Origin of the sequence: Flavobacterium marginilacus (assembly GCF_026870155.1) — a bacterium.
Lineage (GTDB): Bacteria > Bacteroidota > Bacteroidia > Flavobacteriales > Flavobacteriaceae > Flavobacterium > Flavobacterium marginilacus.
Window position 1 is genome coordinate 1,577,613 of record NZ_CP113975.1, and the last position, 21,599, is coordinate 1,599,211.

A 21,599-nucleotide genomic window follows, 5' to 3' on the forward strand; every position below is an offset into this window, starting at 1 on the left:
AGAATAAAAATAGCAGCCAAAACAATACACGAACAACTGCATCGTGAACCTTATTATGTTCATCCTCATCTGGCTTTTATTCCAAATATTGTGATTAACCTTATTACCTTCATTATTGCTTTAGTTTTAGCAGGATCAATTCTCTATCTGCTGATTCGATTTCTTACAAAAGCGTTCTACCATTTATGATTCTCTGATGCTTTCCGCATGACTTCTGGCATTTGCAGCAGTACTTTTGTATGTCATTATTTCACTTTCGCTTTCATGTGATAAATTAAGTATTTCTTTAAAAATATAAAATATTTAAAATTTATTTTGTGTTAATTATCTTGATATTGTGTGTGTTGCTTAGTGTGAAAACTTATTGAATACTCAATAAATTGCTTTTTTATTTTGAATTCATTAATTTTGCATTGTTATTTTTGTTTTTATTTGAAAATTCACTGATTTCATGATAATTATCAGGTTTCTTGCTACAACGTTTTCATAAATTTGATTCATAATTAAAAACAATCAGACCATGAAAGCAGAATTCAAATTTCTAACGGTATTTGCTTTACTAATTGTGTCAGGAACAACAAGTATAGCGCAGGAAATAAACTGGTCAGCACCAGAATATAGCAGCTCCTTAACGAACCCATTTGTAGGAAATCAAAAAGCAACAAATGATGGTAAAGTAATTTTCGACGAAATGTGTGTTTTGTGTCACGGAAATAATGGACAGGGAAATGGTGAAGCAGGCCATGCCTTAAAGCCTCATCCTGCTAACTTAGCAGCGTTAAATGTAAAAAACCAGCCAGATGGAGCTATTTTTTGGAAAATAACGAACGGAAGAGCACCGATGGCTACTTATTTTGAACTTTTAAATGATGATCAGCGCTGGAAGCTGGTCAATTATATACGAGAATTAGAAAAAAAATAATTTTGAATTAGTACCCCGAATAATTTTTTTTTCAACAAACCGTTACCGCTTACATTTAAAGTGATAACGGTTTTTTTTTGTTACTAAGATACGAAGTGTTTTAGCCGCTTATAATTTTTTAAGAGACTTAAAACCTAAGAGATGTACTATGACTGTATAAATCTATATGGTCTGATAATTTCTGTTATTGAAATTTTCAATGCATCCTAGATGAACTATATCACTTTCAAATATTTCATTGTTTGATACTATTTTTATATTGAATTTTTTATTAGTTGAGTATTTATTAAATAAATATCGAACATCTATTTCCAATGATATTGTCATTTTTGGATTTATTGCGTATTTCTTTGCTCTTTTTAAAATGTCTTTTTGGGTTTTAAACAATATAAAATTATGTTTTATTGAAAAACATATGGAATCAATAATAACTTTTTCATCTGTTTTGTTTTCAATATCAATTTGCAGTAATAAAGGCGCTCCTTGATTATTAAATACACTAGTGAAAGACTCCCATTTTGCGAATGTATTTATTTTTATTTTAGTCATTTTTTTAATTGTTATGTACATTTTGCTAGTAAATATAAATAAACGTTTAGTTGACACTTAATATTGATGTCATGAAAAAGTTTTTTCTTGTTATTAGAAGGGCAGTGATTCATTTACAATAAATTAATAATTAGAAATGTATTCTTTATAAAACAATTTTTTAATTCCATTAGCTCAGAATGCGGCATTTTTACGAATGAAATCTTATCATACAGTATTTTTATGTAGATCTGTGCGGTATGATTTTTTGGAGCATAAAATTCATTTTTCATAAGAAGTTCAGTCCTGCTGTCCATTTTGTAAGAGCGATAGCGAACTGACAAACTAATCTTGTAAGTCAAACTCCGGCTTACAAGGATTTTCACTTTTATCGGAGTTCAATGAGAAATTTCAGCTGCCTAAACAAAATTTGTCCTTTACGTTTACGAGGGGGACTTTAGCTCTTAATATAATTTAGTTAAGGCTTTTGTTATTTTTTATAATGGTAACTTATTTTGATAACAAAAAAGCGGAATCTTAAAAATAAAGTCCTAAATCTGATATTTTTTTATAAAAATAAATAATTGATAAATAGCTGTTTAATGGTTTGTTTGGAATATTTAACATTTTCTCAAAGCAACCTTATTTCTTATTTAGCCTCTTCATAATATAAAAACAATATAAATATTTAGTATGAAAAATTTTAGGTTAAAATCAGTTTTAGTAGTTTTATTTGGGTTAATTTTTTTTGTTTCTTGTAATAACGATGATGATAAGTCACCAGTTACAGAAACTGTAAAAAGTGCTTTAGCTACAGAAGTAAAAGGTCCTGCAACTGGAAAAGTGAATACAGAATTAAGTTTTGATGTAACTTTTGTACCCGAAACTGCCTGTGGAGAATTCAGTAAGTTTACAGAAGCAGCTATTGGCTCGGTTAAAGGTTTACAGGTTGAAGTAAAGTATCCATCACAAGTTTGTACCATGCAGGTTCCTGCTCCAAAAACAGCAGTTTACAAATTCAAATCTGTAGCAAAAGGGACTTTTGAAATTAAGTTCAAAAAATCAGAAACAGAATTCATAATACAAAAAGTTGTTATCTCTGAATAGTCTTTTAATTTTAAAAAAAAAGGCATTTAGTTTGTTTTTTTTCAATAAAAATACCAGTCTCAGATTGGTGTTTTATTGGTTTCAAATAGAGTTTAAAACTATGCACTTTCAGCGCATCTCGCTTTAGTTTCTAAAAAAGTTTTTGCCACAGATTCACAGATTTTAAAATCATTTTTTATCTGTGAATCTGTGGCAAAATTTCATCAATTTTCGTAATCCAATCTTGCAGACTTTCAGTCTGCCTAACCAAATCTACAGACTTTCAGTCCATAGTGGTTTAGTTTTAGAAAAAAGAAAATTCACAACGTCTGGGTCATAATTTTTGTCAGCAAAACTCCGATAATTTAGAATTACTTCGTCAGTTCGCTATCGCTGTGCAGATCTGAGACAGGGTTAATTTTTTTTCAGCAAACCGTTACCGCTTATATTTAAGTGATAACGGTTTTTTTTTGAGCCGCTGAGGAACTAGCGGTAAAGTTACTGAAGTCTTAAAAGTTAGAATGACAGCAGCTTATTTAAGTGATGCCATATCTATCACAAAACGATAACGTACATCGCTTTTTAGCATTCTTTCATAAGCCTCGTTGATGTCCTGTATTTTGATTAATTCAATTTCGGAAACAATGTTGTGTTCACCGCAAAAATCGAGCATCTCTTGAGTTTCGGCAATACCGCCAATTAAAGATCCTGCTACCGATTTCCGTCCCATTATCATCGGAACTGTGTTTAGAAACGGTTCTATTCCTCCAAGATAGCCTACAATTACGAGTGTTCCATTTGTGTTCAAAGTTCCCACATAAGGATTGATATCATGGATATAAGGAACGGTATCGATGATCAAATCAAATTTTCCGTTTACAGCTCCCATTTGATCCGCTTCAGTAGAAATAATTACTGAATCGGCACCCAGTTCCAAAGCATCTTTTTCTTTTCCCGGAGTTCTCGAAAACAGCGTTACTTCGGCGCCAAGACCTTTGGCCAGCTTTATTGCCATGTGACCGAGTCCGCCCAATCCTACAACGGCTACTTTACTTCCTTTCCCTGCTTTCCAGTGACGGAGCGGTGACCAGGTTGTAATTCCTGCACATAATAAAGGTGCTGTGGCGGCCAAATCAAGATTTGCTGGCACTTTCAGGACAAAATGTTCCTCTACCACAATTTTCTCCGAATAACCGCCAAGGGTCATTCCTCCCAAATGTTTGTCTTTACCATTATAAGTTCCTGTAAATCCATTCGAACAATATTGCTCCAAATCCTGTCTGCAGCTGTCACAAGTCTGGCACGAATCTACCATACAGCCCACAGCTGCAAAATCACCCACTTTTAGTTTCGTTACTTCGCTTCCTACTTTGGTCACTTTCCCTACAATTTCGTGACCAACAACAGTTGGGTAAGTTGTAAATTCCCAGTCGTTTCTGGCGGTGTGCAGATCAGAGTGGCAGACACCACAATATAGAATATCAATTTCAATATCCTTTGCCGTAACGGTTCTGCGCTGGATATCCATTTGTGCCAGAGCCGCATCAGCAGATGCGGTTCCGTAAGCTTTTACATTTGTAGTTTCCATATTTTTTTAATTATAAGTGCGTTATTCCATTATACAAAGTTAATTGTTTGAGTAAGGTTCGATTTATGGAAAACAATCCAATACTTAAGAAATTCAAATATTTTATCAATTATTTTTGTACTGTATGCTGATTGATTTTTTTGCGGTTACATCACTATCCGAATTAAAACTAGTCAATGGAAGAATTGCTGTTTCAATTAATCTGCATAATGAATTGTTTTCTGTCCCTGTAAAGCAGAGCAAGAATAATTGTCTTTTGAATTTCTAAAAACATCAAAATAAATGCAGCTATACCACATCCAAATCATTTTCTAAACCTGAATAATTGCGCACTGAACAAGTAACAATCTTCGGGAAATTAATAAGCCGTTAGTTCTGCGTGCTCGTTAGCGCAGTTTTGCAAACTTAGCCCGCTCTAATTGGCAATTAAAATATTTTTATATGCTTTGTTTGCTGTACTTTGTGGGCTCAGAATGCAATTCTGTGCTATCGTTGTCTATATCGCTATCGGGTCTTTTTTAATTAAATTTTTACACTTATTATCAGAAACTTTCTGAGATGGTAATTATTTTAATTCACCATACTGATCCACATAGCGTTCTAGTTCTGAATTGGTTCTTTTTAGAAGCTTTTCTAAAAGGATAATTTTATCTTCATAAAGTTTTTTTAATGTTGTTTGATTTTCTGAGTTTATAAGAATATTGCCATTGTAATTCCCGTTCACATTATTAAAACTATTAAAATATTTTTGAGTATCAAAACTAATTATTGCTTCTACAGTAAGCCCAAACACATTGGCAATTTCTTCGAGTTTACTGTATCCTAAATCTGTTTTGCCTTTTTCAATTTTGCTGTAACCTGCTTGAGTGATACCTAACTGTTCAGCCATATATTCCTGAGTGTAATTTTTCAGTTCTCTAATGTTTTTTATCTTTTTTTTAATAGATGAAGTACTCATATTATTTGGGGTGTTTTTATCCATGTAGTTTGTATTTGGGTTCAATACAAATGCAGAGTCTTTTAAATGTTCAATTTTGAAATATTTTAAAAGTAGGGTTTAAAAATATTTTTTTATTTTTTCTTTGTTGTAATAATAAAACCATAAACTACCGCTATGCCTATTAAAACAAAATCGTATTGGGAAATTCCTGTATATAACATAAGCTGTTTGAGGTATTAAATTTCTTGGGAAACTAATTTTTTGAACTTTAAATCCAAATATAAATCAATGTGTTTACCAATTTTTGTTCTGTCTGTTGTCTTAATTTTAATTATAGTTTCTTTGTTATAAATGTCTTTTACAAATACATAAAATTCAAATTTAGAAGTGTCATGAAAACGCAATGTAATAATGACGGAATAGCACAAGATGGCTGGGATTATATAATACAGATCCATTAAATTTGAGAAAAGCATAAAATAATAGGCTAGTGCTGTAACAGAGATAAAAGCAAAATTCTCTTTACTGTAGGATTTGTTTTTTTTTACTAGACTCAGTTCTTCAATTTCATCAAAAGTGTAATTCCAGCTTTTTGAACCATAGCGAAATTGGACATTGTTATAGGTAAGAATTGTAAACATAGTATGTTAATAGTTGTTAAGATAGAATATCTTAGTTTGGAATAAAAAATGTAGAAGTTTGCTAGAAATAGATTTTACTCAATTCAAAGTATGCTTAGTTTTTATACGTAATGGGAAAATTATTTTCAGTAAAACTATATTATATTAATTTGATTTTCTTACAATTTTAATCATAGAATATAACTATTAGTTATAATATAGTTTTAATAAAAAAAATCTTAATTCAGGTATTTTATAAACCACTTTGAAAGACTATAGCAAATTAGTTAATGATTGATTTTCATTAATTATAACACAAAGGAACAATGTAAAGCGGATTAAACTGATAACATTTGTTATCGATTTGTAATTATTCTTCTGCAGCGTATTTCTTTAAGCGGCTAAGATGAACGGAACTAATATTAAGATAAGAAGCAATATAATGTTGTGGGATGCGCTGCAATATTTTTGGAAATTTTGCATTCATTGCATTGTATCTTTCTATGGGAGTCTGGGTATAAATTGCTTTTATTTTATCACTAACAATAAAAAAATAGTCTTCAGCAATTAGTCTGCCAAGTTTTTCACCATTTCTTACTTTTTTATAAAAATCCTCCAGTTTTTCAAGAGTAATCTTCATTACAATTGTATCCTCCAGAGCTTGAATAGCAAAACTTGAAGGAATATCTTTTAGAAAGCTTTCATAATCAGCTGCAAAAGTATTTTCAATCGAAAAATGAAATGTTTTCTCTTCTCCTTTGTAATTCACAAAATAAATTCGAAGCAATCCGCTAATAACAAAATAGACATTCCTACATGTCGAACCCTGAAGAAGAAGAACATCTTTTTTATTGATATATTCAATACTGAAAAGAGAAGAGCAATAGAGCCACTCCAAATCATCAATTTCGATATATTTTAAAATTAGCCGGCGTATAGTGTCAATATTATTAGTCACATCAATTTTTCGTACGGTTTTAGTGCTAAAATATTGCTGAAATTTCAAAAAATATGTTGTATGATATACTTTAACATATTCGTTGCAAGAAAGGTTTTTTTCAGTCTATTTTTTTACATGTCTAATCATAATTTTATATGACTATCAGTGACTAGTACCATTTTACAGAATAAATTAGTTTTGAATGTTTTTCAAAAACTTTATCCTTTATGTTCTTTGCGTCTTTGCCTAATTTCAGGCAGAGGCGCAGAGGCAAGCACTCGTTAGAGCAGTTTTGCAAGATGTGCCCATTCGAATTGCCAATTAAATATTTTTATATGCTTTGTCTGCATCACTTTGTGTGCATAGAATGCAATTCTGTGCGATCGGGGTTTGATGGAATTTACAGAAATAATATTCTGTTTTTAAATTAATAGAACAAAGGAAGATATAATCAAAAATGTAAAATAGGACAGACTTTTTTACTGTTATTAAGGTCGCTTTAAGCTTGCCTGCCTCGTTCTGGTACTACAGCGGGTTAGTAGCAGTTCTCTGTCTTATTTCCACTTGACAGTTAATTCCTGATCGATTTAGATCATCAGCGATTTCTTTAAATTTTGGAAAATGGTCATTCCAGGCTTTTGATTCATCAAAGATTATTTTGTCATCTTTATTGACTAGTTCCATTAGTTCTTTTGTAGAGCACTTAATAGCCGATTTAAGTTTTGAAATATCTTTTTTTCTATACGGAATTTCTAACAACCAATAGTCTTCAATATTTTGAATTTTTAGTTCAAAATGATGAATCCAATCAACGAAAGGAGCTGATCCTTCAAATTCAGCAATTTTTCCATCTTTACTAATTAGCAAACGTCCAGATCCAATCCAATTCGTTCTTTGCTTCCAATCCAAATGTTTTTCTTTTTTTATACACCACAGAAATGAGAAACAGTGATTATGTTCTTCAATTCCCTCTGTTAAAACAATCATTTCTTCTTCAAAATCTTGGTTATTAATCCAATAATTTGCCTTTTCTATTATTTCAGTTTTCATTAGGATTTTAAGAATTACTACTAACGTTAATCTGTCAAAAAACCTTCGTTTGTGTTTAATCAAATATAAAAAAAAAGTTCTGCCAAAACAGGAATTTTCGTTTTTTTAGGAATGCAACATATTTCAATAATTTCAATCTGGTGGTCGCTTACAACAAGTGTCTGTTATTTGTGAAAACTAAATAAAGTGTTTGGAACGTGGTTATTAAGATGTTATTACATAATAAATTTAGAAGAAGTCTTTGTTTTAGTAATTGTGTTATAAACGCTATGATTTACTTTTTTGATTTAAGTAGGTACTCGTTGTAAACGAACACCAGAGTGGGTAAAACCTTTCTCATAATTCTTGAAACTTTTAATTATTCTGACTTTACAATTATTTCTTTATATATCATTTATTTGATTTCCAAGATAGAACTGCTTCTCTGATTTCTTTCCAATATGTTTTGTCAGCTATTTTTGGATATGAAGGATGATATGCATTAATACATAGTTTATTATTAGAAATTATGTAAAATGCTGTATTGAAAGTATTATTATCTGCATATTTTTTTTCTGTTTTTGAAATATTCCAATTTATTTCTGCTAAATCTTTATCTTCAAAATATTTGAGTGTGTTTCCAAATATTATTATATTAGGATTTAAATCTTTAATCTGTTTTAAAAGTTCGTCTTTTCCTTCATTATATGCTTTTTTTATTTCCAAATCATTTGAATAAGAATCGGCAGGAAACTTGTTTATGTTTATGTATGCAATTTGTTTAACCACTTCATAAGCTTCTTGATTAGCATATGGTATATTTTCCCATTCAACATTTGGATTCAAAATACCATATGTAGCATAAATTAATTTTCGAAATGTAGGTACAGATAAAGCATTTTTTTTATGCCAATCATTACGAAATCCCTCACATACATCTATTTCCTTTTCTTTGTCCTCCTCGGAAATGTTTGCTTCTTTTAAAATCCATAAAACCTTACACAAAGCATTGTCATATTCTGTAGAATTTATTTTTCCGTCAATTATTTTTTTCATTATTCATTTAGATTTTACCATAGAATGCCTTTAGGGAGGAGCCGTCTACTCGATTGGCAGAAGTTTTTTTTAATTCTTGTGTGATTTTTTTACTGAAATTTGGTTCGATAGAGTTTATAAAATGCAACCAACCATATATTCTATCACGAGTTATGTCTATTTCATTAAGGATTAAACTTTTAATTTCTTGATTTTTTAATTGATGTTTTTTAATTTTTAATTTCCGCATAATATGTTCTTCATATCCATATTTTCCAATGTAGTATGTTTCTAATCTTAATTCTCTCTTTATTTTTTTTGGAATTCTCGGATAACTATTGTCAAATACAGAAAGCCCTGTAACATATTGTTTTTGACCTCTTTTCATTAGTTTAGTTTTGGAATTGTTAATTTCAAAACCATATTTAGTAATGATTTTTGTGATTAATTCGAGATTCAATTGAGATAAGTCACTTGAAAAATATAAATCATCTGCGTAACGAGTATAATTAATTGTTTCATCAATATTTTTAAGGATTTCTAAATCCATTTCTAAAGCAACAATATTTGCAAGAATTGGACTAGTGCTAAAACCTTGTACTAGATATCCATTTACGCAAGCAATATTAGAAATCCATTCAGAAATTTGAATATTTATACCCAATTTACTAAGTGCTTCAATAATTTGATTTTGGGTGATAGTTTCAAAAAAATCCTTAATGTCTAATGTAAGTATTTGTTTTTTTGCTAAATGCACAAAAGCATTTGTTTTAATATTCTTTTTAAATACAAAGCCTTGGACACAATCTAACGGTTTATAAATATTTGATAGTCCAGTATTTAATGTTTTTTGACAATGTTCTAATTCGTGATTTAAAGAATTATGTATAGTTCTATAACCTAAAGTTGGATTTCTTTTCTCGATATAAAATTTTTCAATAGCTATTGTGTTTTCAAGTATTTCGAAGTCAACATTTTCATTTTTTTTATTGTCAATTATTACATATTCTCTTAAATTGACAGCATCTAAAAAAGATTCTCTACATCTTAAAAAATATAAAAATTGTTTTTTTGTTTCTATTTGAAGTAAATCCATCTCTAAAGATATAAGTGGGCGTTAGGGTAAGGTAGATAGTAATTTATTCTAATAATCGGATACGAACTCATATCCATAATTTTACCCTAACTACCCACTATATTCTCTTTTTAAATTGATTATGCTGATTTTTTTATCATCTGTTTTTTTTCTTCTTAGATTCAAGTAATAAATGCAACGTGAAAAAAAACTCTAGTGTTATTCTTTTGACCTAGGTCAAAAGAATAACACTAGAGTTGGCGAAAAAATCATCATATCTTTGGGTTGCAACACTCAAAATAGATGGCACATTTAACGTTAGAACAAAGATACAAAATAGAAGTATATAGAAATGCCGGTATCAGTATTTCCGAAATTGCTGAATTGGTAGATAAAAACAAATCAGTTATTTCTCGAGAAATAAAACGTAATTCTGATCAAAGAAGTGGTGTTTATAAAGCTGTTTTGGCGGATAAAAAAGCTTTAAACAGGCATAAGGTTAAGATCAAAAAATGCACTTTAACCTCAGAAGTTGAAGCAAATATTTTGTTTTATTTAAAGCAAGATTACAGTCCTGAACAAATTGTTGGCAGAGCAAAAATTGACAAAAGAGCAATGGTTTCTAAAGAAAGAATCTATCAATATATTTGGGAAAATAAACGCAAAGGAGGACTCTTATATAAACATCTTAGGGCCAAGGGTAAAAAGTATAAAAAAAGAGGACATTTAAAGGATAAAAGAGGACTTATTATTGGTAGGGTCGATATTAGCGAGCGTCCAAAGATAGTAGAAAAGAAAAGTAGATTGGGCGATTTAGAGATTGATTTGGTCATTGGTAAGAATCACAAAGGAGCGTTACTAACTATCAATGACAGAGCCTCTGGAATACTTTTTATGGGAAAAGTAGAAAGCAAAGAAGCTAGTGCAATACAGCAGAAAACAATTGAATTATTGAAAGATTGGAAACCAATAATCAAGACCATTACTTCGGATAATGGAAAGGAATTTGCCAATCATCGGGCCATTGCAGAAGATTTAGATATCGATTATTATTTTGCCAAACCCTACCATAGCTGGGAACGAGGAGCCAATGAAAATTTAAACGGATTAATAAGACAATATTTTCCTAAAAAATCTAACTTTGAAAACATCGAAGAACAACAAATAAAAACAGTAGTTAATACATTAAACAACAGACCCAGAAAAAGATTTGGCTATAAAACACCTAATGAAATTTTCGCCGAAAAAATCAATAAATTGAATACTGTTGCATTTATATGTTGAATCCACCATGTATAAATCGCTATGAAATAAAAAATCTAAAAATATCCTAAGCTTTTTTGATTTAAGACAAGAAATAAAATCTCCTGTAGCAAGATTTTTTAATTTTACTTCAGTTACATTGTATTGTAAATTTAATTTATTAAAACAATCTCGAAAATCAGTTTTAGTAGTTTCAAAAACAATTCCACCAAGTACAAAATTACTTTTGGAAGAATCATTAAAATCATTTTCCTTTAAATAGAATTTTCTAATATTATTGGTTTCGTCATAATAGAAATTATATGTTTTTTCGGTATGTTCTAATTGATTTGAATCAATTGTCAGTTCTCTAATTTCGTCAATTTCAAAATCCATAATATTTTATTATTTAATCTGTTTCTGCGGAAAAATAGCCACTAACTCGTTTATATTCGATACAAACATTCACCAACCGACCGAATTTGGGTTTATATGTGAATGTTTGTGCCTAATTATTATTTCCAAATATATTCATTTTTTCTTACAACCCATCCACATCTTTTCGTAAAATGTATTATAAAACAGGTACTGCAAAACAAAAAAAGTGCCATAAAACCCTAAAGTCTTACAGCACTTTAACCACAAATTAACTATTAAAGATTATTCCTTTATATCATCACCTTCTTTAATTTCTTCGCTGGCAATTTTTACCATTTTATCATTCGAATTCAAATCACCAAATATTTCAATTTTATCATCGATTTCTCTTCCTTTTTTAACATCCACTCGGGTGGCTTTATGATTGACAACCTTAATAACAAAAATACCTTCCGCTGAATTCACCAATGCCGTTTTTGGAATGACAAAGGTGCTGTCTTTGGCGTTAAGCGGTAACAGGACTTCGGCTACCATTCCGGGCAGTAAACTGCCTTTGGTGTTGTGCACATCCATTTCGACTCTTTCGGAACGCAGTTTCAAATCCAGAGCACCGGACATTCTCTGAATCGTCGCTTTAAAAGTATCCGGCAGTGATTTTACATTAAAACTCATTTCGTCGCCCTGGTGCAGGTAACCCGTGTACAGCTCCGGAATAGAAACCGCCAGACGCAGTTTGTCCTGCTGCTGGATTGTCAATAACGGCAAACTCGAAGCAGGGCCAACTAAGGTTCCCAAATTCACGTTTCTTGCCGACACAACACCGTCAAAAGGAGCGCGGATTTCGAGATAGCCTTTCATAATCGAAACTTCTTTGTGCGCTGCAATTGCTGCCTGATATTGTGCGTAATCCGAGTTTTTCTTGCCGCTTGCCATTTCCAGATCGTTTTTGGAAATCGTTCCTTCTACTTTGCTCGTTTCATACAGGCGGCTGTAGGTGCTTTTGCTGGTTGCATAAATCGCTTCCATCGATTTTAATCTCGATTCGGCTGCCGCCAGCTGTGAACTGATTTCGGGTGCTTCCAGAACAATCAGCAGCTGTCCTTTTTTGACTTCGGTTCCAATATCTACTTGCAGCGTTTTTACAAAACTGCTCACTTTGGCATACAGATCCACCTGCTGGAAACCTGTTAATTCGGCTGGTAAACGCAGTTCGGTGGTTAGTTTTTCTTTTTGCAAAAGAAAGGTTTCTGTTTTAGGTTCGATTTCTGTAACAGCAGCAGTTTCTTCTTTCTTGGAATTACAGCTGTTTAGAAAAAGTAACGCCGTAACTGCCAGCGTTGTTGATAAGTATATTTTATTTTTTTTCATAAATGTGAATGTTTTGTACCCAATGGCTGAGATTGTTTTTTAACCACATAGAAACATAGATTTTTCTAATGTTTAAAGATTGGATAGACGTCTTACTTTTTACATAGTCCATCTATGTGAAAAATAGTGCTGTTTTCTATCTATTCTTTCACGATCAGTTATAAATCTATGTCTGTATGTGGTTCATTTTTTATTTAGTTGTTAGTAAAGCAATTTCATCAAAGCTTTTTATATTATGATTTTAATGATGAGATATAATGAATGCTTTCTTCGTCTTCGGGATCTAATGAAACCGATTGTGTCGTGGTATGTTCCTGCGCCCAGGCAAAAATCAGCGGCAGTATCAATAACACGGCAAAGGTGGAGAATAACAGTCCGCCAATAACAGCTCTTCCCAGCGGTGACACCTGATCGCCTCCTTCGCCATGACCAATTGCCATTGGTAACATACCCGCAATCATCGCCACCGAAGTCATAATGATCGGACGAAGACGCAGTGCCGCCGCTTCACGCGCTGATTCGAGTGCATTGCCGTTTATTTTTCGCAGCTGTTCGGCATTGGTAACCAATAAAACCGCATTGGCAATCGAAACCCCAACCGACATGATGATTCCCATATACGATTGTAAATTCAGCGTTGAGCCGGTAATCGTAAGCATTAGCAGTGCTCCCAAAACTACCGCCGGAACTGTGGTTAGAATCACCAGCGACACTTTGAACGACTGGAAATTAGCGGCCAGCATTAAGAAGATTACAAAGATGGCAACTAATAATCCAGCCTGTAAACTGCTTAATGTTTCGCTCAATACTTTACTCATTCCAATAGGCGTGATGAATAAGCCACGAGGTAATTCGCCTAGTGAGTTTATCACTGCATCCACATCTTTTGTCGCCGTCCCCAAGTCGGTTTTGTTGATGTTTGCTGTAACAGTAATGTATGGCATGGCCCCTAAATTGTCATTTTCACCGCTCACATAGCCGGGTGTAATTTTGGCAACGTCACTCAAAACAGGACGTAGCGAGTTTTTCAATACCGGAATTTCCCCTATATCGGTTTTGCTTTTCATTTGATTCAGCGGTACCTGAACCTGAACATTCACCGACAATCCTGATTTTTCATCAATCCACGTATTCTTTTCGGTATATCTTGATGATGAGGTCGAAGCTATCAGCGAACGCGAAATATCATTCATATCCACGCCCAGTTCAGCGGCACGGGTTCTGTCAATATCAATATTCATTGCCGGATAATGAATCGGCTGACCAATCTGCACATCACGGAAATAGGGAAATTTATTCAGTTTCTCTATGATTTGATTCGCGTAGGTTTCATTTCGTTTTTTGTCTTTTCCAGCAATTCGGATTTCGATTGGAGTAGGAGAGCCCTGGCTCAGCACTTTATCAGTCAATTCAATTGGTTCGAAAGTCATTTTTACATCAGGCAGTATTTTTTTGATTCTGGCTCGGAACTCGTCTTTAAATTCATCCATATCGGCATGATAATCTTTCAGACTCACTTGAAAAACGGCTTCGTGAGAACCTGCCATGAACAGATAAATTGGGTTAATCGAGAACAAAGACGGGTGCTGGCCCACATAAACAGACGATATTCCAATATGTTCACTGCCGACCATTTTTTTCAGTTCTTTCAAAACCAAAATGGCTTTTTCTTCGGTACGTTCTAATCGGGTTCCGTCGGGAGCACGCATCCGCAGCTGAAACTGGCTTGAGTTTACTTTCGGGAAAACATCTTTTCCGATGAACGAAATAAACACAACAGCTAGAATAGTTGCTGCAATCAAATACGTTAAAGCAGCTGCTTTTTTGTAAGGAAACAACCGTTCAAGCGTGCGCATGAAGCGCATTCTGAAACGCTCAAAAGCACTGATTTTTCCGTTTCCGTCAGTATCAGTTCTTTCAACATACTCTTTTTTTTGAGTAATCAGTTGTTTCTCTGATTCAGGTGTTAAACCGCATTGATTGAATTCGGCTTCATCGTCGGTAATATTGGGTGCATGTTGGTGTTTCGGATGATCTTTCATCAGCCAGTTCGCCATTACAGGCACAAAAGTCTGTGACAATAAAAACGAAATCACCATCGAAAATCCAATTGCTAATGCCAAGGGCAAAAATAAAGCTCCCGGAATCCCAGCCATTGTAAAGGCAGGAGCAAATACGGCAAGTATACAAAGCAGAATCAATAATTTTGGCAGTGCAATTTCTTTACAGGCATCCCAGATAGCGAGTGCCTTGGGTTTTCCCATGTCGAGATGCTGATGGATATTTTCTATCGTTACGGTACTTTCATCTACCAGAATTCCGATAGCCAATGCCAGTCCGCTCAGCGACATTAAGTTAATCGTCTGCCCGAATAATTTCAAGAACAAAACGCCCGAAATAATCGAAATTGGAATCGTCAGAATTACAATCAAAGCCGCACGGCGGTCACCAAGGAAAAGCAGTACCATTAATCCGGTCAAAACCGCTCCAATTATTCCTTCAGTAATTAAACTTTTAACCGAATTGATTACATAAACCGACTGGTCAAATTCATATGATAATTTAACATCTTCGGGAAGCGTGCTCTGAATTTTTGGCAGTTCGGCTTTCAATTTCTGAACCACATCCCAGGTCGAAGCATCTCCGGCTTTGGCAATACTGATATAAACGGAGCGTTTTCCGTTGACCAAGGCATAACCGTTAGTAATATCGGCACCGTCTTTTACCGTGGCAACATCACCTAATTTTAGGTTCTGAACCCCGCCTTTAAACAGCGGAATCTGTTCGAAATCCTTGATTTCCTTAATCGTATTATTGGTTGGCGAAATGTAGTTGACATCGCCGATTCTCACGTTTCCTGAAGGAGCTGTCTGGTTGTTCACACGAATGGCTTCCACGATTTGATCGGGTGTCATATTGTGCGATCGGAGCAAGTCTGGATCTACATTAACTTCGACAGTTCTTGGGCTTCCGCCAAAAGGTGCCGGCGATAATAAACCGGGAATTGAAGTAAACGAAGCACGGACATAGACGTTGGCCAAATCCTGCAGTTCGTTATTGGAACGTATTTTACTGCTCAAAACCAATTGACCAATCGGCAGGGAAGAAGCATCAAAACGAATGATAAACGGAGGCTGAGTTCCCGGAGGAAATCCAGCCTGTATTCTATTTGAAAGTGCACCCAGTTCGGCAGCGGCCTGTGCCATATTGGTATTTTCATAATAGGTCAGTTTCATAATCATTAAACCTTGAATGTTCTTGGTTTCGACCGATTTGATACCGTTGGCAAAAGGTAAAATATTCACATAATTTTTGGCAAAATAGGCTTCCATCTGATCTGGCGTATAACCTCCAAACGGATGCGCAATGTAGATTACCGGCAGATTCATTTTCGGGAGAATATCTACTTTGATGTCTTTGATGGCACCAATTCCGAAGAAAAATAAACCGGCTACTAATACCAATATAGAGATGGGTTTGCGGAGTGCAAAACGTATTAAATTCATCTGGTTTTTAATTAAAATTCATTCATAAATAAGTCAAAATTGCCCGTTGCTGCCACTTTCAGCAGAAAAGACTGCCAGACATTGTTATTCACAATATCACGGTCAATTTCGGCACGGTTTAGCGTAAACATAGTTTGTGTCAAATCGGTCAGATCGGTTAATCCATTTTTATATAAAGCTGATTTTTGTACGTAAGCCCTTTGAGCTGCGCTGACCTGAACAGGCGCTTCGGCATAATTTTCCAGAGTGATTTTGATTTTATCATTGGCAAAATTCAGCTGTGATTTCAATTCTCTGTCCGCCTGATTGTATTCTTCTTTCAAAGCTTCGGTAACATATTTTTGCGCCTGTACCTGTCTGCTCATTCGGAACGGAGTGGTCAGGTTCCAGCTGATTCCAATTCCGACTAAATAATTGGAACGATCCGGATTTACGCCGTCCCAGTAGTTCTTGGTAAAAGCAGTCTGATCGATAGCATAACCGGTATTAAAACCAGAGGCGCGGGTCTGCAGCACGCCGAATGCACTCACCGTAGGATAGTAAAAGCGTTTGTATAATTTGGTCTGCTGACTGCTGTAATCTGTCTTTGTTTTATAAAACTGCAATAGCGGATGAAGGCTGTCCGGCGCATTTTCGGCGAAAGCCAATTGTTTTGGAATCTGATTTACAAAAAGGGTATCAGTTATAAAATCCTGCGGGGCAACGCCCATCAGATCGACCAGTTTATTGTTTTGTTCTTTGACGAAATTCCGAGCCAGATTCAAAGCCATTTTAGCTTTTGATACTTCGGCTGTTGCCAATGTAGAATCGACTCCGGCCAATAATCCATTTTTTACGCGGGCTACAGCGGTTTTTTTGAAAACTTCGGCACGGCTCAAATTCTTCTGCTGTGAAATCAATAATCGCTGACTTGCTAATAAATTGAGGTAAGCCGATGAAATTCTGATTTGCTGCTGAAATTTTTCCTGATTCAGATCTTTTTCTTTAACCTGAACATCAGCTTTGGCCAGATTGATTTTTTCCTGCGCTTTTCCAAATGTGAAAAAATCCCAGTTCATATTCACGAGATATAATGCTCCAAAAGCCGAATTCCAGTTCTGCTCCGGAAGTGCCGGTCCGGAAGAAGCAGTTCCTAAACCGTTAAAACCGTATAAAGCACCATTCTGCCCATTGATTGTTCCGTAATCCTGCTGAGCCGAAAGGTTCAGATTAGGCAGATAATCGCGTTTGGATTGTTTAAGCGTTTCCTGCGAAGCCTTGCTGTAATTGCTTTTTGCTTTTACAGAGCCGTAGTTTTCAAGACCTGTTTTTAGTGCTTCTTTCAAAGACAGGGTTTGTGAAAAGCCGGAGCTGGCAAAAATCAGGAAAATGAATAAGGTAATTTTGTTGAAATACATAAAACTCAAATGTAAAATTATGAAACAAAATTATTTCTCTTAAGCGGATATAAGCCTCCTTAAATGATGTACTGCAATTATAAATGACCAATTCAATTGGTCATTTATTGGTAATAATAATTAAAAAATAGCAGTTAATTTGTAAACTATTTAAGTATGAAAATGAACAAAAAGTTTAATGATATAATGGAGAATAAATGGTGGCAGGAAATTGCCGTCGTCAGTTTTTCATTTACGATTTATACCCTGAAAAATGACTGGATGTTATTCAGTTCTTTTGTTTCCATTTTGATGGGAATTTTTTTCTACTGCATTTTATATATGCATGCCCAGTTCAACCGTTTTTTTATACTTCCTATATTATTCAAAGAACAAAGACCGCTGGCATATATTGGTTTAACCCTCTTGGGAGTATTTGTGTTTTCGATAGTTTTATATGAAATTACAGGTTTGGATATGTTTGCCAAATGTCATTTGTATCAAAACTCACATCAAAGAAGTTATATTTATCAGCTGGCGAGTGTTTTGGGAACTCTGGTCTGTATTTTGAGTCCGATAATTGTTTTTAAATTCTACAGAATTAATAAAAAACAAACTGATGAAACACTGCTTTTCAATCAGATGCAGCTGAATGCTTTGAAAGGACAATTGAATCCTCATTTTTTATTCAATACTTTCAATACACTTTACGGAATAAGCTTAGAATTTCCAGAAAGAACTCCCGATCTGATTATGAAGGTCTCACAGCTGATGCGTTATCAGCTGGAAAGCAATAACAAACAATGTGTGTCACTTGAAGATGAACTGGAGTTTATCAATAGTTATATTCAACTCGAGAAAGAGCGCGTCGGGTATCGCTGTGATATCACGTATGACTGCAAAATTGACAACGAGAACGCTTATAAAGTTTCACCGATGCTGTTGATTGCTTTTATCGAAAATGCTTTTAAACATGGTACCTGCGCCATTGAAAAATGTTTTGTCCGCATTATAATTACTGTCGAAAACGGACTGCTTCATCTGCATGCAGTCAATTCCATTCCGAAGAAAACGGATGTGGTTTCGACCAAAATTGGTTTAAAAAACACCATCGAACGCTTGAATCTAATTTATGGAAAAGAGTATCAGCTGGATATTAAAGACGATAAAAATACTTATATTGTAGATTTGAAACTGCAGCTAAAAAAGATTGTATAATGAAGGAACCAAAAAAATGCATTATTGTTGACGATGAGCCGGCAGCGCATTATGTTTTGGCAAATTATATCAAGCAGAATCCGCAGCTAGAATTGGTTTTTCAGGGCTATAACGGCATTGAAGCGATGGATTATCTTCGGGAAAATAAGGTGGATCTGATGTTTCTGGACATCAATATGCCCGAAATCTCAGGTATGGAACTGCTGAAAATTATTCCGAATCATCCCAAAACGATTTTAACGACAGCTTACTCCGAATTTGCATTAGAAAGTTATGATTACGGCGTGATTGATTATCTTTTGAAACCGATTTATTTTCCAAGATTTCTGAAAGCTGTTGAGCGTTTTTTTTCCATGGAAATCATCAAAACTGAACCCGAAGAAATGATCGTCAATTCAATTGTTGTAAAGGTTGACGGTTATATGATTGATATAGCACTGGACGAACTTTTATATGCACAGAGTTTTGGTAATTATGTGAAGCTGTTTACGGCAAAAAGAGTGTATTTAGCGTCGATTACTACTGCCGAATTAGAAAAAGAGCTTCCTGGAAAAAACTTTATCAGAATCCATAAATCATATATCGCTGCAATCGATAAAATTGACGATGCCGAGAAGGATTTTGTCCTTATCAAAAAGGAAAAACTGCCTATTGGAATAACCTATAAACGCGAATTAACAGATCGATTGAAAAATAAAATTTAGAAATAAACGTGCTTACTAACTCAATTATTTCAAACAGGAAGCCTGCTAAGACTATTTTCTTGCAGGCTTTTTGCTTTCAGTTTCTAAAGTTTTTTTAACAGATTTATTTTGTGCCTAACTCTTTTAGAAATTGATTTACATCTTTGACATCCCATCCCATAGCGATAATAATGTTTTTGGCTTTTTGTGCATTTTCGATTGCACTTTTTTTATCATTGATTTTGTTGTACAGTCTCGCCAATAAAAGAGTGTTTTCGGCTGAATTGTTAATCTCAACTGATCGTTTTGCCCACAAAATTGACTTTTTTAAGGCCTCTTTATCGGTGATATGGTCAATGTAAATTTTGGAAATATTATTAATCGTCTGGTAATCATTCCAAGCCCATTTTTCTACCGATTCTAAAGTGGTCTGCTCGTACTTTTTCCAGCTTTTTGTGACTTCATACATTTGTAAATCAAGTTTGAAAACCAAAGAATCTGCTTTTGCAAGATTGATGTTTTTTGCAAGGATTCTGTTTTTAGAATAGCCGATGGAATCTAAATAATTGATGTTTTGGGTTAATGTTTTCTTGACTACATTTAGAATTTTGGCTTCAACTCTTTTTGGCGAAGCTGCTTTGGCAAAATCGTTTTGATGACTGATGATGGTTTCAAAACCTTTCGAATTCAATTCATTCACGCCAAATGCGACAATTTTCCAGTTGATAGGGCTTATCAGCTGATCTTTGGATTGGGTAGCTAAATATCTGGCAGTAACTTCATCACTTTTATCCGAATCAATACTTTTTCTTAAAACACTTAAGTACATAATGCAGTTTTCAGGGCTGCTTATATCTTCATTAAACTTTTTTTCCAAAGTAGGGATCTGCGTATTTGGGTTTAAAACTTTTTGGGCTTCAGCAATAAATTCCTCGGTGGTAAACTCACCTCCGGTGCTGTACAGGTGGGTTTCTTTTTCATCCAAAAACAGGAAAATGGGGAAAGATTTTATGTTGTATTTTTTCATGAATTCTTTTCCAATAGGAGTTTCAGAATCCATCATTACATTGATGAAATTGCTGTTGTAAAAAGCAATGACATTGGGTTCTTTTAAAACCGTACTTTTCATTTTACTGCAATGAGAACACCAAGCAGCATAAACCATTATGAATATGGGTTTCTTAGATGATTTAGCTTTTTCCAGTGCCGATTTATAATCGTTTTCAAAGAAATTTATTGCCGTTTTTTGCGCTTTTGCAAAAGAGATAAAAAATAAAAAGGCAATGAAGAAAGTATGTTTTATAGTAAATTTCATTGATGGTGTTTTTTGGGAATCATTGTATTCTTTTTCAAACTGCAATTTACTATTTTTTGCACTTCCGAATTTTTTCATTTTGTCAAAAAAATCATAAATATGAAACCTAACAGTTTTTTAAAACCTGTTAGGTTTAGAAAAGCGTTCCCTGAAATAGCTCAGGCGGCGGATTATTGCCGAATTTGAAAGTATCTGTTACAAAAAACTGTTTTATGTTTTCGTCAAATTGACGTAAAACCACACTGTCACAAACAAAATGCAGATCGATTTCGGTAAATAATCGGCTGGCTTTGAAAAGATTTTCGGGACTTAGCCTTCGGGCGATGGAAAGATGCGGATTATCACTTTTTTTCATATCCAGAATTTGAAGCGATTTGTTAAAATGCTTCATGATGTGCTTCAAATCTTTTTTCGAATCGTTGTTGGGTGCTATAAAAAAGGCACCGTTGGGAAATGTACCAAATTCATTTAGGTGTACCTCGACAGGAATCAAAGGACCGCATAGTTTGTCAATTTGTTTTTTGATGATTTCTATCGCTGTCTCATTTGCTTTGAATTCGCAGATGGTAATGTGCCCTACAGAATTTTTACTATTATACCAGCCCACTTCGCCAGCCAATTGTTTTTTCATGGATTTGACTAAAATAAGGATTTCCTCAGGAGGATGAATGACGAGAGAATATAGCTTTTCCATGTATTTATTTTAATATGTAAAAATAAAGATTTTTGCCGGCAAGCCGGAAATTTAAG

At 34.0% G+C, this 21,599-nt stretch carries 18 protein-coding genes; 5 read left to right on the forward strand and 13 right to left on the reverse strand.

Annotated elements, in window-relative coordinates:
• The first annotated feature begins 520 nt into the window (after positions 1 to 520).
• Complete coding sequence (locus OZP07_RS06920) at positions 521 to 922, forward strand: c-type cytochrome (RefSeq protein WP_194644072.1); 402 nt, start codon at positions 521 to 523, stop codon at positions 920 to 922.
• A 162-nt stretch (positions 923 to 1,084) separates the two neighbouring features.
• Here OZP07_RS06920 and OZP07_RS06925 read toward each other — a convergent pair whose 3' ends face one another.
• Positions 1,085 to 1,471: a hypothetical protein gene (locus OZP07_RS06925; RefSeq protein WP_194644074.1), complete on the reverse strand. Its 387-nt coding sequence runs from the start codon at positions 1,469 to 1,471 to the stop codon at positions 1,085 to 1,087.
• A 672-nt stretch (positions 1,472 to 2,143) separates the two neighbouring features.
• Between OZP07_RS06925 and OZP07_RS06930 the strand changes: the two genes are divergently transcribed.
• Positions 2,144 to 2,557: a hypothetical protein gene (locus OZP07_RS06930; RefSeq protein WP_281637758.1), complete on the forward strand. Its 414-nt coding sequence runs from the start codon at positions 2,144 to 2,146 to the stop codon at positions 2,555 to 2,557.
• Positions 2,558 to 3,068: 511 nt separating this feature from the next.
• Here OZP07_RS06930 and OZP07_RS06935 read toward each other — a convergent pair.
• The 7 genes from OZP07_RS06935 to OZP07_RS06965 all read right to left on the reverse strand — a co-directional run bounded on the left by OZP07_RS06935 (position 3,069) and on the right by OZP07_RS06965 (position 9,784).
• Complete coding sequence (locus tag OZP07_RS06935) at positions 3,069 to 4,124, reverse strand: NAD(P)-dependent alcohol dehydrogenase (protein WP_281637759.1); 1,056 nt, start codon at positions 4,122 to 4,124, stop codon at positions 3,069 to 3,071.
• A 565-nt stretch (positions 4,125 to 4,689) separates the two neighbouring features.
• Complete coding sequence (locus OZP07_RS06940) at positions 4,690 to 5,106, reverse strand: helix-turn-helix domain-containing protein (protein ID WP_228520839.1); 417 nt, start codon at positions 5,104 to 5,106, stop codon at positions 4,690 to 4,692.
• A gap of 194 nt (positions 5,107 to 5,300) precedes the next feature.
• A complete protein-coding gene (locus OZP07_RS06945; protein ID WP_194641062.1) occupies positions 5,301 to 5,705 on the reverse strand; it encodes a hypothetical protein in 405 nt (134 codons plus the stop codon).
• A gap of 349 nt (positions 5,706 to 6,054) precedes the next feature.
• Positions 6,055 to 6,690, reverse strand: a complete 636-nt coding sequence (locus OZP07_RS06950) for a Crp/Fnr family transcriptional regulator (RefSeq protein WP_194641061.1) — start codon at positions 6,688 to 6,690, stop codon at positions 6,055 to 6,057.
• 459 nt (positions 6,691 to 7,149) lie between these two features.
• Positions 7,150 to 7,674 carry a hypothetical protein gene (locus tag OZP07_RS06955; RefSeq protein ID WP_281637760.1) on the reverse strand — a complete coding sequence of 175 codons (525 nt, stop codon included), beginning with the start codon at positions 7,672 to 7,674 and terminating at the stop codon, positions 7,150 to 7,152.
• Positions 7,675 to 8,064: 390 nt separating this feature from the next.
• Positions 8,065 to 8,709: a hypothetical protein gene (locus OZP07_RS06960; RefSeq protein ID WP_281637761.1), complete on the reverse strand. Its 645-nt coding sequence runs from the start codon at positions 8,707 to 8,709 to the stop codon at positions 8,065 to 8,067.
• A gap of 7 nt (positions 8,710 to 8,716) precedes the next feature.
• Positions 8,717 to 9,784: a reverse transcriptase family protein gene (locus OZP07_RS06965; RefSeq protein ID WP_281637762.1), complete on the reverse strand. Its 1,068-nt coding sequence runs from the start codon at positions 9,782 to 9,784 to the stop codon at positions 8,717 to 8,719.
• A 282-nt stretch (positions 9,785 to 10,066) separates the two neighbouring features.
• Here OZP07_RS06965 and OZP07_RS06970 point away from each other — a divergent pair, with 282 nt between their 5' ends.
• Positions 10,067 to 11,047, forward strand: coding sequence for an IS30 family transposase (locus OZP07_RS06970; RefSeq protein WP_281637763.1), 981 nt, complete (start codon positions 10,067 to 10,069; stop codon positions 11,045 to 11,047).
• Between the two features lie 618 nt (positions 11,048 to 11,665).
• Here the strand turns inward: OZP07_RS06970 and OZP07_RS06975 are convergent.
• From OZP07_RS06975 to OZP07_RS06985, 3 genes are all read right to left on the reverse strand, one after another.
• Complete coding sequence (locus tag OZP07_RS06975) at positions 11,666 to 12,751, reverse strand: efflux RND transporter periplasmic adaptor subunit (protein ID WP_281637764.1); 1,086 nt, start codon at positions 12,749 to 12,751, stop codon at positions 11,666 to 11,668.
• A 233-nt stretch (positions 12,752 to 12,984) separates the two neighbouring features.
• Positions 12,985 to 16,257, reverse strand: coding sequence for an efflux RND transporter permease subunit (locus OZP07_RS06980; protein WP_281637765.1), 3,273 nt, complete (start codon positions 16,255 to 16,257; stop codon positions 12,985 to 12,987).
• Positions 16,258 to 16,268: 11 nt separating this feature from the next.
• The gene (locus tag OZP07_RS06985; RefSeq protein WP_281637766.1) at positions 16,269 to 17,654 is read right to left on the reverse strand and encodes a TolC family protein; all 1,386 of its coding nucleotides are present in this window, start codon (positions 17,652 to 17,654) and stop codon (positions 16,269 to 16,271) included.
• A 162-nt stretch (positions 17,655 to 17,816) separates the two neighbouring features.
• Here OZP07_RS06985 and OZP07_RS06990 point away from each other — a divergent pair, with 162 nt between their 5' ends.
• Positions 17,817 to 18,851 carry a sensor histidine kinase gene (locus tag OZP07_RS06990; RefSeq protein WP_281638459.1) on the forward strand — a complete coding sequence of 345 codons (1,035 nt, stop codon included), beginning with the start codon at positions 17,817 to 17,819 and terminating at the stop codon, positions 18,849 to 18,851.
• Entirely contained in the window at positions 18,851 to 19,555 is a 705-nt protein-coding gene (locus tag OZP07_RS06995) for a LytR/AlgR family response regulator transcription factor (RefSeq protein ID WP_194641053.1), read from the forward strand. Before OZP07_RS06990 ends, OZP07_RS06995 begins: the two co-directional genes overlap by 1 nt.
• A 103-nt stretch (positions 19,556 to 19,658) precedes the next feature.
• Here the strand turns inward: OZP07_RS06995 and OZP07_RS07000 are convergent, their stop codons facing one another.
• Positions 19,659 to 20,927, reverse strand: coding sequence for a thioredoxin family protein (locus OZP07_RS07000; protein WP_281637767.1), 1,269 nt, complete (start codon positions 20,925 to 20,927; stop codon positions 19,659 to 19,661).
• 55 nt (positions 20,928 to 20,982) lie between these two features.
• Positions 20,983 to 21,543 (reverse strand): 2'-5' RNA ligase family protein, encoded by a 561-nt coding sequence (locus OZP07_RS07005; protein ID WP_281637768.1) that lies wholly within the window; start codon positions 21,541 to 21,543, stop codon positions 20,983 to 20,985.
• Between the last annotated feature and the right edge of the window lie 56 nt (positions 21,544 to 21,599).